Source organism: Ruegeria sp. BHSC223, from assembly GCF_059613025.1.
Window position 1 is genome coordinate 263664 of sequence record NZ_JBXWRR010000003.1, and the last position, 13839, is coordinate 277502.

Genomic DNA, 13839 nt, shown 5'->3' on the forward strand with positions numbered 1-13839 from the left:
AGAACTTAATCCAGTTAAAGATTGTTGTCCTTGTTTAGAGTTTCTAATGAAATTCGACCCACATCAGCTTGCCGCTCTTGCTGCCATCCTGCGGCTGGGCAGTTTCGAGGCCGCGGCCTCGGCGCTGTCGGTGACGCCGTCAGCGGTGTCCCAACGCATCCGCGCTTTGGAGGAGAAAGTGGGCCTGGCGCTGATCCAGCGCGGTCCACCCGCAACGGGCACCGCCGCCGGTCTGCGGCTGGCGCGCCATGCCGAGGATGTGGGTCTGTTGGAGGCGCAGGTGAGCCGCGATCTGGCGCTGGACCAAGGCTCCGGGCCGGTGCGGGTGCGGATCGCGGTCAATGCCGACAGTCTGGCCACCTGGTTTCTGGAGGCGATGTTCGAGGTCAGGGACGTACTCTTCGATCTGGTGATCGACGATCAGGACCATTCCGCCGAGTGGCTGCGGCGCGGCGAGGTCGCCGCCGCGATCACCGCTCATGGCAAACCGGTCCCAGGCTGCGACGCCCACCCTTTGGGCGCGTTGCGCTACATCGCAACAGCCAGCCCCGCCTTCATGCAGCAGTGGTTTCCCGAAGGTGTCACGGTGCAGGCGCTGTCGCGCGCGCCCTGCCTGACCTTCAACGCCAAGGATCAGCTGCAACTGCGCTGGATCGAGGCGCAGACCGGGAGACAGCTGGCGCCCCCGACACATTTCCTACCCTCCTCACAGGGCTTCGTTGACGCCGCGCTGGCAGCTATGGGGTGGGGAATGAACCCGCGCGCCCTGATCCGGGCCCATGTCGACCACGGCGATCTGGTTCCTCTCATTCCGCACAGACCGCTGGATGTACCGCTGACCTGGCAGGTGAGCCGGGTGCTGACACCGGCGCTCGCCCCGCTGACCCGAGCGGTGCGGCGGGCCGCGAGCCTGGGCTTGATCGCTGCTTGAACGCGGCTGATAAAGAGGCAACCGAGAAGGAGAAGCCATGTTTGCCCGTGACGCGCTGAGCTATGCCGCCCTGCCACTGCCCGACCGGGTCGAGATGAGCGATGCCCGGATGCTGGCGGCGGCAGAGGCGTTTCACGACACCATGCGGCGGCGCCACACGGTACGTGACTATGCGGACCGGCCGGTGCCACGCGCGGTGATCAAGGCCTGCATTCGCGCAGCGGGCACCGCGCCTTCGGGCGCCAATCACCAGCCCTGGCATTTCGTAGCGGTCGCCGATCCGGCGTTGAAGGCGCGGATCCGGGAGGAGGCGGAAGAGGAAGAGCGGCGGTTCTACGCAGGCGGTGCGGGCGACGAGTGGATCAAGGCTCTGGAGCCGATCGGCACCAATGCGGTGAAAGAGCATCTGACGGACGCCCCCTGGCTGATCGTGGTCTTTGCCCAACGCTGGGGGCAGTTCGACGACGGCACGCGGTACAAGAACTATTACGTGCCCGAGAGCGTGAATATCGCCACCGGCTTCTTGCTCGCGGCGCTGCATCACGCGGGACTGTGTGCGTTGACCCATACGCCCAACCCGATGCGGTTCCTCAACGACGCGCTGGGGCGGCCCGCCTCGGAAAAACCCACGATGATCATCGCGGTGGGTCACCCGGCAGCGGACGCGACCGTGCCGGAGGTGGCCAAGATCAAGAAGCCGCTGAGTGAGATCGCCACCTTCGCCGAATAGCGCCGCCGTTTTCCGGCACGGAAAACGGGTCGGAAAATTTGCAATTTTCCGCGCCCGGCTCCCGATCCGGTCACATCGGCCAGAACAGCAGGATGGCCGGGATGGTGACCGCCACGATCAGTATCTCGAGCGGCAGACCCATTCGCCAGTAGTCGCCGAAATGATAGCCGCCAGGGCCAAGGATCAGCGTGTTGTTCTTATGCCCGATGGGGGTCAGGAATGCCGCCGAGGCCGCCACCGCCACCGCCATCAGGAACGGGTCGGGCGAGACGCCCAGCGCATTGGCCATCTGGATGCCCACGGGCGCGGCAACAATTGTCGTCGCGGTGTTGTTGAGCACATCCGACAGCGTCATCGTCACCACCATCAGCACCGTCAGGATGGCCCAGGCGGGCCAGCCCTCGGTCAATGTCACCAACCCGCCCGCGATCAGCTGGGTGCCGCCCGAGGCCTCAAGCGCGGCGCCCAGCGGGATCATCGACCCCAGAAGCACCACCACCGGCCATTCGATATGGTCATACAGCTCGGCGATGGGCAGGATGCCGGTCAGCACATATGCCACCACCACCAGCCCCAGCGCCACCGGCAGGTAGAGAAGCCCGACCGAGGCCGCCAGCACCGCCGCGCCAAAGAGGCCGATGGCCAGCCATGTCTTGTCATTGGCGGTCACGCTCAGGCCCCGCGTGGCCAATGGCAGGCAGCCCAGCCATTCGGTCACATCCGGCCCCCGGTCGCGCGGGCAGAGCAAGAGCAGGATATCGCCCGGCTGCACCTCGGTCCGGCGAATATGCTGGGTGATCCGGGTGCCCTGGCGCGAGATGCCCATCAGCACCGTGTTCTGCCGCCAGCTGAGCCCCAGCCCCTGCGCGGTGCGCCCGGCGATACGGGCGCCGTCGGTCACCACCACCTCGATCACGTCCAGCCCCTCGCCCGCCGCCGTCAGTGCCTGCTGGCGTTCCTTGTCCGAGAAATCGAGGCTGAGCGCGGCGCGAAACTCGTCCAGCGCTTCGGGCGTGGCCTCGATCACCAACGTGTCGCCGGCGGCCAGGATGGTGTTGGCGGCGCGGCCATAGCGGCGCTTGCCGTCGCGGATCAGGCCCAGGATCGCCACGTCGGCCTTTTCCGCCTCGGCATCCAGTTCTGCCAGGCGTTTGCCGATATGGGGCGACTCTTCTGGCACCGTCAGTTCGGCGATATATTCGGCCAGCGCCTCGGCCGCCTCCGCGGCACCTCCGCCGCGCGTCGGGATCAGGCGCCAGCCGATCAGCGCCACAAAGATCAGACCCGCCAGCGCCGCCGCGCCGCCGACAGGGGCGAAATCGAACATGCGATACGGCTCGCCCAGCGCCTCGGCCCGGATCGAGGCGATGATGATGTTGGGCGGCGTCCCGATCAGCGTGACCATGCCGCCCAGGATGGTGGCAAAGGACAGCGGCATCAGCGTCAGCGCCGCCGCCCGCCCCGCCTTGCGCGCGGTCTGGATATCGACCGGCATCAAGAGCGCCAGCGCCGCCACGTTGTTCATGAAGGCCGAGAGCACCGCGCCAATCCCGCCCATCAGCGCGATATGGGCGCCAAGGCCCCGCGAGGCATCGACCAGCGTGCGTGTGATCAGGAACACCGCACCCGAGCGCACCAGCCCCGCGGAGACCACCAGCACCAGCGCCACCACGATTGTGGCGGGATGGCCAAAGCCAGAGAACGCGTCCTTGACCGGAACCAGCCCCAGTACCACCCCCAGCATCAGCGCCGAGAAGGCCACCAGATCGTAGCGGAACCGCCCCCAGAGCAGCAGGGCAAAGACGGCGGCGAAAAGGGCGAAAAGCAGGATCTGGTCAATCGTCATGGCGCCAGCATAGAGGGCGCCGCGCGGCCTGCAACCGGCTCCCTTGATCCCGCCCCTCCTCCTTGTCTATATGGGCGCCAACCAGCAACCAGCGACGAGGACATCATGGCCGGCCATTCCAAATGGGCAAACATTCAGCACCGCAAGGGACGGCAGGACGCAGCGCGGTCAAAGCTGTTCTCGAAGTTCTCCAAGGAGATCACGGTTGCGGCCAAGATGGGCGACCCGGACCCGGACAAGAACCCGCGCCTGCGCCTGGCGATCAAGGAAGCCAAGTCGCAGTCAATGCCCAAGGACAATATCGAACGCGCCATCAAGAAGGCGATCGGCGGCGATGGCGATGCTTATGAGGAAATCCGCTATGAGGGCTATGGCCCCAATGGCGTGGCGGTGATTGTCGAGGCGATGACCGACAACCGCAACCGCACCGCGTCGAACGTGCGCTCGACCTTCACCAAGCACGGCGGCAACCTGGGCGAGACCGGGTCGGTGGGCTTCATGTTCGAGCGCAAGGGCGAGGTCATCTATCCCGCCGAGGTCGGCGATGCCGACACGGTGATGATGGCCGCGATCGAAGCCGGCGCCGAGGACGTGGAAAGCTCGGACGAGGGACATATCATCTATTGCGCCGATACCGACCTGAACGAGGTATCGACGGCGCTGGAAGCGGAGCTGGGCGAATCGGATTCGACCAAGCTGGTGTGGAAACCCTCGACCACGACCGAGCTGGACCTCGAAGCGATGCAAAAGCTGATGAAGCTGGTCGACGCACTGGAAGATGACGACGACGTTCAGCGAGTGACCACCAATTTTGAAGCCTCCGACGAGGTGATGGCGGCGCTTTGAACCCGTCCAAGGCAGGGGGCGCTGCCCCCGCCGCCCGTTCCGGGCGACTCCCCCGGAGTATTTCCGACCAGAAAGAAGCAGCAGGGCCTGCTCTCTTCATTTCGCCCTAAATACTCCGGAGCGCGAGGCAGAGCCTCGCTTGCCCCCGTCTGCTGGCCATGCGCGCTTGCCCGGCAGGGCACTGCGCGTTAGACGAAGCGCCATGAAACGCTTTCTGATCCTGCAACTGCGCCCTGAAACCGACGCGGCCGATGCCGAGTTCGCCTCGATCCTCGATAAATGCGGGATCGGGCCGGAGCGGGTGCACCGCATCCGGCTGGATTGCGAGGACCTGCCCGAGGGGCTGGATGTGACCGATTACGCGGGCGTCATCGTCGGCGGTGGACCCGGCTGTGTCAGCGACGACCCCGCCACCAAGCCCGCGACCGAAGCGCGGATCGAGGCGGCGATCCTGGGGCTGATGCCGCAGATCACCGGTGCCGATCATCCCTTCATGGGGTGTTGCTATGGGCTGGGCGTGCTGGCGGCGCATCTGGGCGGCGCGGTCAGCAAGGCGCGTTATGGCGAGCCGGTCGGTCCCTCGACCTGTACCCTTACCGAAAGCGGCGCGAGTGATCCGCTGACCGCTGGCCTGCCGCCTGTCTTTGACGCCTATGTCGGCCACAAGGAGGCGGTGCAGGCGCTGCCGCCGGGCTGTACCCATCTGGTCGCCTCGGCCCCTTGCCCATATCAGATGATCCGCTGGGGCGAGAATGTCTATGCCACCCAGTTCCACCCGGAAGCGGATGCGCATGATTTCGAGCAGCGCATCCGGATTTACAAGGATCACGGCTATTTCCCGCCCGAGGATGCCGCGCGACTGATCGACATGTGCCATGCCGCCGAGGTCACGGCACCGGGCGAGATCCTGCGCCGGTTCGCCCAGCGCTACGGCTGACCCAACGGCGCCGTTGCCTGCTGGCCTGCTGCCGTCCTAGGCTGAGGCCAGGACAGGGGAGGATGGATATGGGCGCGAATACCGCCGATGCGATCATCGTGGGCAGCGGGCTGGCCGGGCTGGTTGCCGCCGCCGAACTGGGCGACCGGGGCAAGCGGGTGATCCTGCTCGATCAGGAACCCGAGAGCTTCCTGGGCGGTCAGGCCTTCTGGTCGCTGGGCGGGCTGTTCATGGTCGATACCCCCGAACAGCGCCGCATGGGCATCCGCGACAGCGCCGATCTGGCCCTGCGCGACTGGCTGGGCAGCGCCCAGTTCGACCGCGCGGAAGACGCCTGGCCCCGCAAATGGGCCGAGGCCTATGTGGAATTCGCCGCTGGCGAGATGCGACCCTGGCTGCATGCCATGGGCTTGCGCTGGTTTCCGGTGGTCGGTTGGGCCGAGCGGGGCGGCTCCTATGCCGACGGCCACGGCAACTCGGTGCCGCGCTTTCACATCACCTGGGGCACCGGTCCGGGCGTGCTGGAGCACTTTCTGCGCCGGGTGCAGGACCACGTGAAGGCGGGCCGGATCGAGTTGCGGTTTCGCCATCAGGTCAGCCATATCATCATGCAAAACGGTACCGCGACCGGGGTGTCGGGCGAGGTACTGGCCCCGGACACCGCCCAGCGCGGGCAAAAGACCAATCGCGACGAGATCGGTGAGTTCGAGGTCTATGCCCCCTCGATCCTGGTCACCTCGGGCGGGATCGGCGGCAACTTCGACCTGGTGCGCAAGGCCTGGCCGCGCGACCGGCTGGGAGAACCGCCCCACGACATGGTCGCGGGCGTGCCGTTCCATGTCGATGGCCGGATGATCGCGATTTCGGAACGCGCGGGCGGCCACGTGATCAATGGCGACCGGATGTGGCATTACACCGAGGGCGTCCGCAACTGGGACCCGATCTGGCCCGAGCATGGAATCCGCATCCTGCCCGGCCCCTCGTCGATGTGGTTCGATGCGCGCGGCAACCGGTTGGCACCGCCCTGCCTGCCGGGGTTCGACACGCTGACCACGCTGCGCGAGATACTCAAGACCGGATACGAATACAGCTGGTTCGTGCTGACCCAGAAGGTGATCAAGAAGGAATTCGCCCTGTCGGGGTCCGAGCAGAACCCCGATTTCACCTCGGCCAAATGGTCCGAGGTGATCCGCCAGCGCATCCTGTCGGGCAAATCCGCCACCGCCCCGGTAGAGGCGTTCAAACAGCATGGCGAGGATTTTGTTGTCGCCCACAGCCTGAGCGAACTGGTGCGTGGCATTAACCAGCTGGGCGAGGTGGCAATCGACGAGGATCACCTGCGCGCCCAGATCGAGGCGCGCGATGCGCAGATGGTCAACCCATTCACCAAGGATGCGCAGATCATGGCAATCCATGCCGCGCGCAATTATCGCGGCGACCGCCTGATCCGCACCGCCAAGCCGCACAAGTTTCTTGACCCCGTCAACGGCCCGCTGATCGCGGTGCGCCTGCATGTGCTGACCCGCAAGACGCTGGGCGGGCTGCATACCAATCTGGATGGCCAGATGCTGGGCGCAGATGGCCAGGTGGTGCCGGGCCTCTTTGCCGCGGGCGAGGTCGCCGGGTTCGGCGGCGGTGGCTATCACGGCTACAACGCGCTGGAAGGCACCTTCCTTGGCGGCTGCATCTTTTCGGGCCGCAATGCCGGGCGGTCGCGGGCAATTGCCTGATGATCAGGCCCTGATCCGATCTTCGAAGCGCTCTGGCCCAGGCCATTCAGCCCGAGCAAAACGCTGATAGGCTTGGCGGGAATGGTGCCCCCACACGGGCTATTCAGCAAACCTAAATGACCCATAAAGCACTGCTTTTCAAGGGATAATCAGAACGGCCCGCCGCGCATGCGTCCCGAAACGTGCGCTATTTGTGTCCCACATCCTTCGAACGAGAGCAAGCCAGTCCCGCTATAAGATGGCCACTGCTTCTTCAGGCGTCTTTATCGAAGCGTCTGGGAAGCTCGTTAACTCTTGCAGTTTCTTGAAGCGCCCATCGCTCGTTACAAACAGCTCCCGACCGACGTTCTCGTGCGCCCAATACGCTTGCGCATCAAGGATTTGGTTTCTCCACCGTAAGAATGCCGAAGAAGCGATGTCAGATGCACCAACTCCCCGATCTCTCGCGTAGTCTGCCCACTCGTATGGTGATGCTGGGAACATAGCGAGATAGATTTCCTCCTCGCGCGCATTTCCTTCGGGCCATGAAAAAAACGGTGGCACCAAAAGCCTACCCCCCACCGCATGATCGGCTTAAGGAGGTCAAGCCCCCCCGAAGCCAAGCCGTCTGCAGCGTTCGCTGAAGACAGCCAAATCATCAAGAAACCCACCTTCAAGCTGACGCTCTGAGGCGCATGAAGCAACCAATGCCAAGTCGGCTCGACCAGCGGCATGCTCTTGGAGCAGCCCTTTGACATTCGCCGCTTCAGCACGCCCCTCTTCAACCTCGATCAAGCAGTTGGTGTCGAGTGTGAACGAAGTCGTACTCGGCAAGCTCATTCTTCGCTAGCCAGTTCTGCCGCTCCCAGTTGTTGCATCGCCTCGAAAGCCAAATGCTCCCGCCGTTTCGCCCCAAAATACCAAGCCAACGAGTGCAGGCTGATGGTGAGGCAAATTACAAAAACCAAACCAGCACCTAGCAAGGTCGCTTCAGGTCGCTCGACCCAACCGACAGATAACAGACGCAACCATTGCTCCTGGCACCAGCAAACACAGAGCTAGAAACAGTCCGAACGAACCACCGAAAACACCAGTTATTTCGGTAAGAACAGCCCATTTACCGGCCCAATAGTCATGGCTCTCGTTGCCATCATCCAAGTCCGATGGAACCTCCTATCAACCGCATAGCATACCTCACTTTTCATTAGGTTCTGCCAGAGAATAACCGAAACGGATACAACTGTTAACGCGCGCCTATGGTTTGGTCTGTCCAAACCGGGCGCTGTCATGCGACCAATGCGGCATGACCAGAATCAATATCGAGCAACTCAGGACATTTCTGGCGGTCGTGCGTCTGGGCGGGGTCCGCCGGGCGGCGTCAGGGCTCAACCTGACCCAGCCCGCCGTCACCGCGCGGATCAAGAACCTTGAGGATTCGCTTGCCTGTGAACTGTTCGAACGGCGCTCGGGGGGGATGCGGCTGACCAAGCGCGGCGAGCTGCTTCTGGCCCATGCAGAGAAGTTCGAACATCTCACCGAACTGGTGGAACGCGACGTGGTCGACCCGCAAGGGATCGATGGCCGTTTGCGGTTGGGCGTGTCCGAAACCATCGCCCAGTGCTGGCTGCCCGAACTGATTTCTAGGCTGCACGGGCTTTACCCAAGGCTGGATATCGAATTCAACGTGGATATCTCGCTGAACCTGCGGGCCGGGCTTCTCAATCGCGAGATCGATCTGGCCATCCTCCTCGGCCCTGTGTCCGAGTATTTCGTCAACAATATCGAACTTCCCGGCTTTGATCTGGCCTGGTATGCGGCGGCCAATACCGAACCCGGCCTGACCGAAGACAAGTACCTGTCCCGCCCCGTCCTGACCTATGCCCGCAATACCCGGCCCTATCGCGAACTCAAGGAGATGCTGTTCGAACGGGTTGGCCCGGATGTGTCGATGTTCCCCTCTTCTTCGCTATCCGCCTGTTTCCGGCTGGTCGAGGCCGATCTGGGCGTTGCCGTCCTGCCGCGCGCCCTGGGTCAGGAATTCGTCGACACCGGGCGCATCCGGGAATTCGATCCAGGCTGGGTGCCGTCGCCGCTGCGGTTTACCGCCTCGTATCTGGGCGAACCCAGAAGTCATCTGATTGAAACGGCGGCAAAACTGGCGCTGGAAGTTGCCACCGAATACCAGCGTGATAGAAATTCTTAATCGATATCGAGAAAAAGTTTCGATTTGAGTTTATAGAGCTAACCGGCGACCCTCGCTTCATCTCGATGGAGGGGCCCGCGTGAGCGAAACATACCAGAAGCTGAAAAACAGCACATTGGACGAACAGCGCGCCGCGATCCGGTCCGGCGCGTACCGGTCGCACACGGCGGGGCTGGGCCAGGGCCACTTGCAAGCCAACCTGGCAATCATGCCCGAGGCCTATGCGCTTGACTTCATGCGGTTCTGTCAACGCAACCCCAAGCCCTGCCCGTTGACCGGAGTTTCCGACACCGGCAACCCGATGATGTTCACCCTGGGCCGCGACATCGACATCCGGACCGACGTTCCGGCCTATAACATCTACCGCGACGGAAAGCTTGCAGGCTCTGCCAGCGACATATCCGACATCTGGCGGGACGATCTGGTGGTGTTTGCTCTGGGGTGTTCGTTCACCTTCGAACATGCGTTGATGCGGGCCGGGATACCTGTCTGGCATATCGACAACGACAAGACGGTGCCGATGTTTCGCTCGAATGTCGACACGGTGCCGGCAGGTCCCTTTTCCGGCAAGATGGTAGTGTCGATGCGCGCCATCCCCGAAAGCCGCGTCAGCGAAGCCATCGAGATTTCGCGCCGCTTTCCGCTGGCCCATGGCGCACCGGTCTATTGGGGCGACCCGGCTGGTCTCGGCATCGCCGACCTGTCCGCGCCGGACTGGGGCGACCCTTCGCCCATCGGCCCCGGCGAGGTGCCGGTATTCTGGGCCTGCGGCGTGACCCCGCAGGTCGCGATCGAGGCCGCCAGACTGCCGCTCTGCATTACCCACAAGCCGGGACACATGCTGATCACCGACGTGGCCGAGGACGCCGAAGCCCCGGTCCTTACATTCACCAATGACAAGACATAACGTCCAACGAGGAGAACGAAGATGAAGCGTATCACCACCATTCTGGCCGCCACGACGGCGCTGGCCGCGCCCGCCATGGCCGAGGATCTTTCCGTCGTCGGCAGCTGGTCCAGCCTGCCGCTGCACAAGCAATACGAAGCCCCGTTCTGGGGCGAGGCCCTGCCCGCCGCCTCGGGCGGCAAGATCAATGTCAATCTGACCACCCACAACCAGATGAATCTTGGCGTCGGCGACGTTTTTCGCCTGCTGGGTGACGGCGTCTATGACGTGGCGATGACGGTGGCCGACTATGCCGTTGCCGATGCGCCCGAGCTCGAAGGGCTGGATGTGCCATTGCTGGCGCTGACCGCGGACGAGGCCCGCGCCATGGTCGATGCGGCCCGGCCGATGGTGACCGACATTTTCCGCGACCGGTTCAATTCGCATGTTCTGGCCATCGCCCCCTATCCGCCGCAAGTGGTGTTCTGCAATGCCGAGATCGCCGGGCTGGACGATCTGAAGGGGCTCAAGGTCCGTGCCTCGGGCCGGATGACCGCCAAGTTCCTCGAAGCGCTGGGCGCCGAGGGCGTCAATGTCAGCTTTGGCGAGGTACCCGGTGCATTGCAGAAGGGTACCGTGGACTGCGCCGTAACCGGCGCCGGCTCGGGCTATTCGGCGGGCTGGTGGGAGGTCTCGACCCATCTGCTGCCGATCCCGCTGGGTGGCTGGGACAGCGTCGTGACCGCGATGAACCTGGACAAGTGGAACAGCCTCGACGCCGACACCCAGGCGCTGATCGCGTCCAAGGTCGCGTCGGATTTCGAGGCCCCGGCCTGGGCCAGCGCGCAGGGTGCGCTGGTCAATGACATCGCCTGCCTGACCGGCAATGGCGACTGCCCCGCCGGCGACGCGCGCGGCATGAAACTGGTCGAGGTCTCGGATGCCGATTTCGCCCGCGCCCGCGAAGTGTTGGTGGGAGAGGTTCTGCCTGACTGGGCCGGGCGCGCCGGTGGCGACTGGGCCGAACGCTGGAACGCGTCGGTTGGCGCGACCGTCGGTGTGACCATCGGGAACTGATCGGCACCGTCAGGGAGGAGCAGATGGAAGAGATCGTGCTGGAGAAACTGCGCAGCTGGAATCGCCGAATAGCGATCTTGACCGGATGTGTGCTGATGGCCTGTGCCGGTGTCGTCCTTCTCGACGTCCTGCTCAGGCGCCTGGGCTCCTCCTTTGGCGGCACCGATGAAATCTCGGGCTATGTGATGGCCATTGCCACCTCTTGGGGAATGGCCTTCACGCTTCTCGAACTTGGTCACGTCCGCATCGACCTTCTGCGCGGGCGTACGGGACAGATCGGCCGGTCGCTGTTCGACCTGTTCGCGATGATCATGATGGCGGGCACCGTCACCCTGATCGCGGTCAAATGCTGGCCGGTGCTGGCCCGGTCCCTGGCCAATTCCTCGCGTGCGAACACGCCGCTGGAAACCCCGCTGGCACTGGTGCAGGTGCCATGGTTCGCCGGTTGGGTCTGGTTTGCCATCGTTGCCTGGGCGACGCTTGCGGCGGCGCTGCTGCTTGTGCTGAAAGGCAGGTTCGAAGCCTCGGAGGCTGCCATCGGCTGTTTCGGCGAGGAGGCCGCGTTGAAATGATCGGCTATGTGACAATCGGACTGCTCGGGCTGCTCGCCCTGTCGATCCCGGTCGGCATCGTGCTCTTTCTTCTCGGTTTCGGGGTCGATGCGTTCTTTAGCCCGTTTCCCCTGATCCGCGGCTTGGGCAACCTGGTCTGGTCGACCTCGAACAACGCGACCCTGATCGCGATCCCCTTCTTCGTACTGCTGGGCGAAATCCTGGTCCGGTCGGGGATCGCAACACGCACCTATGCCGCGCTCGACCGCTGGGTCAGCTGGTTGCCCGGCGGATTGGTGCACGCCAATGTCGCCACCGCCACGATGTTCTCGGCCACCTCCGGGTCGTCGGTTGCCACCGCCGCCACGGTCGCCACGGTCGCGATGCCCCAGGCCGAGAAGCTGGGCTATGACCCCAAGCTATTTTCGGGCGCAATTGCGGCCGGCGGCACGCTCGGGATCATGATCCCGCCCTCGATCAACCTGATCGTCTACGGGTTCCTGACCCAGACCTCGATACCACGCCTGTTTCTGGCGGGCCTCGTTCCCGGTCTGGCACTGGCGCTGGGTTTCATGGCGATCACCGTGATCATCTGTCTGATCCGCCCCTCGCTGGGCGGCACCCGCCGGGTGTTTCCGCTGGGGGATATGCTGCGGGCCCTGCTGCAACTGCTGCCCATCGTGCTGCTGTTCACCATCATCATCGGAACCATCTACAAGGGCTGGGCAACCCCGACAGAGGCCGCCGCGGTCGGCGTTGCCGGTGCGGTGACAATCGCCGCGTTCTTCGGAAACGTGTCCAGGGCGATCTTCGTCGAAGCCATCCTTGGCACCGTCAAGATAACCTCGATGATCATGCTGGTCGTCATTGGCGCCTCGTTCCTCAATTTCACACTGGCCTCGGCCGGGCTCGGGCGCGAGCTGGAGACCTTCCTCGACGGGCTGGGCCTGTCGCCCCTGGGCACGATCCTAGTGGTGGTGCTGATCTATATCGTGCTGGGCTTCTTCATCGAGACACTGTCGCTGATGGTGGTGACGATCCCGATCATCGTACCGCTCGTGGTGGCGCAAGGGTACGACCCGATCTGGTTCGGCATCCTGATGATCGTGCTGATCGAGATGGCGCTGATCACACCGCCGGTCGGCCTGAACCTCTATGTGGTTCAGGGGGCCCGGAAGTCGGGCAAAATGAGCGAGGTCATGCTGGGGACGATCCCCTACGTGATCGCCATGCTGATCATGGTGGCGCTGCTGATTGCCTTTCCCGCAATCGCGCTGTTCCTGCCATCTGTGCTTGGGGGGTAAGGCCTGATGCGGTTTGTTGCGGAAGGACGCGAGATCGAGGCAAGGATCGAGCATCTCGTCGTCGCCGGATGGACCGGACGCGACATCGGCGCGGTCCGGCATCATATCGAAGAGCTGGCGGCGCTCGGTGTCGCGCCGCCATCGCAGGTGCCTCTTTTCTACCGGGTGTCTCAGTCGCTGCTGGTGCAGGCCCCCAGGATCGAGGTACTGGGGCCCGACACCTCGGGCGAGGTCGAGCCGTTGCTGGTCAATCTCGATGGCACGCTCTGGCTCGGGCTTGGATCGGACCACACGGACCGCCAGCTTGAAACCGTCTCGGTGGCAGCCTCGAAACAGGCCTGCCCGAAACCGGTCTCGCCGATGCTCTGGCGGTTCGACACGGTCGCGCCTCATCTGGATCGGCTGATCCTGAGTTGTGAAATCCGTGAAAACGGTGAGTGGACGCTCTATCAGGAGGGGACGCTGGCCATGATCCGCCCGCTTGGCGATCTGGTCGCGCAATCGGGGCTCGACACTGGCGGCGCCATGCTCTGCGGCACACTTGGCGCCATTGGCGGGGTGCGACCCGCTTGGGACTATCGCATGCAACTGCGCGACCCGGTTCTCGAACGCAGCCTGTATCTGGAATACCGGGCCTCTGCCCTGCCAGTGGTGGCCTGATAACAGAGGTGGTTCGGTTTGTTTGAACAGGTTTCGGGCGTTCTGTAAGTGTTTTTCCGCCTGGGTTACGCCGCTGCCGCATCAGGTATTGGCTTGTTGAAGTAGGCCTGATCGGGGGTTCTCCCGTCAAGCGATGAGTGCGGTCGACGGCTGTTGTAG

At 63.8% G+C, this 13839-nt stretch carries 12 protein-coding genes; 11 read left to right on the top strand and 1 reads right to left on the bottom strand.

Annotated features, from left to right (window positions below):
- Positions 1 to 46 precede the first annotated feature (46 nt).
- Positions 47 to 931, top strand: a complete 885-nt coding sequence (locus tag AC2FNY_RS09010; protein ID WP_496802232.1) for a LysR family transcriptional regulator ArgP — start codon at positions 47 to 49, stop codon at positions 929 to 931.
- A 37-nt stretch (positions 932 to 968) separates the two neighbouring features.
- Positions 969 to 1661, top strand: a complete 693-nt coding sequence (locus AC2FNY_RS09015; protein WP_496802233.1) for a nitroreductase family protein — start codon at positions 969 to 971, stop codon at positions 1659 to 1661.
- A 70-nt stretch (positions 1662 to 1731) separates the two neighbouring features.
- Here the strand turns inward: AC2FNY_RS09015 and AC2FNY_RS09020 are convergent, their stop codons facing one another.
- Positions 1732 to 3507: an SLC13 family permease gene (locus AC2FNY_RS09020; protein WP_496802234.1), complete on the bottom strand. Its 1776-nt coding sequence runs from the start codon at positions 3505 to 3507 to the stop codon at positions 1732 to 1734.
- Between the two features lie 105 nt (positions 3508 to 3612).
- Here AC2FNY_RS09020 and AC2FNY_RS09025 point away from each other — a divergent pair, with 105 nt between their 5' ends.
- The 9 genes from AC2FNY_RS09025 (at position 3613) to AC2FNY_RS09065 (ending at position 13680) form a co-directional block, all read left to right on the top strand.
- Entirely contained in the window at positions 3613 to 4353 is a 741-nt protein-coding gene (locus tag AC2FNY_RS09025; protein ID WP_496802235.1) for a YebC/PmpR family DNA-binding transcriptional regulator, read from the top strand.
- A gap of 202 nt (positions 4354 to 4555) precedes the next feature.
- Positions 4556 to 5290 carry a glutamine amidotransferase gene (locus AC2FNY_RS09030; protein WP_234167101.1) on the top strand — a complete coding sequence of 245 codons (735 nt, stop codon included), beginning with the start codon at positions 4556 to 4558 and terminating at the stop codon, positions 5288 to 5290.
- Positions 5291 to 5358: 68 nt separating this feature from the next.
- Positions 5359 to 7020 (top strand): FAD-binding dehydrogenase, encoded by a 1662-nt coding sequence (locus tag AC2FNY_RS09035; protein WP_496802236.1) that lies wholly within the window; start codon positions 5359 to 5361, stop codon positions 7018 to 7020.
- 1282 nt (positions 7021 to 8302) lie between these two features.
- On the top strand, positions 8303 to 9202 hold the full coding sequence (locus AC2FNY_RS09040; protein ID WP_234167104.1) for a LysR family transcriptional regulator: 900 nt from the start codon (positions 8303 to 8305) through the stop codon (positions 9200 to 9202).
- A 79-nt stretch (positions 9203 to 9281) separates the two neighbouring features.
- On the top strand, positions 9282 to 10109 hold the full coding sequence (locus AC2FNY_RS09045) for a putative hydro-lyase (protein WP_496802237.1): 828 nt from the start codon (positions 9282 to 9284) through the stop codon (positions 10107 to 10109).
- Between the two features lie 21 nt (positions 10110 to 10130).
- Positions 10131 to 11165, top strand: coding sequence for a TRAP transporter substrate-binding protein (locus tag AC2FNY_RS09050; RefSeq protein WP_496802238.1), 1035 nt, complete (start codon positions 10131 to 10133; stop codon positions 11163 to 11165).
- Between the two features lie 23 nt (positions 11166 to 11188).
- Positions 11189 to 11737 (top strand): TRAP transporter small permease subunit, encoded by a 549-nt coding sequence (locus tag AC2FNY_RS09055; RefSeq protein ID WP_234137558.1) that lies wholly within the window; start codon positions 11189 to 11191, stop codon positions 11735 to 11737.
- Positions 11734 to 13020, top strand: coding sequence for a TRAP transporter large permease (locus AC2FNY_RS09060; RefSeq protein WP_234137557.1), 1287 nt, complete (start codon positions 11734 to 11736; stop codon positions 13018 to 13020). Before AC2FNY_RS09055 ends, AC2FNY_RS09060 begins: the two co-directional genes overlap by 4 nt.
- A gap of 6 nt (positions 13021 to 13026) precedes the next feature.
- On the top strand, positions 13027 to 13680 hold the full coding sequence (locus tag AC2FNY_RS09065) for a DUF2848 domain-containing protein (RefSeq protein WP_496802239.1): 654 nt from the start codon (positions 13027 to 13029) through the stop codon (positions 13678 to 13680).
- Positions 13681 to 13839: the final 159 nt, after the last annotated feature.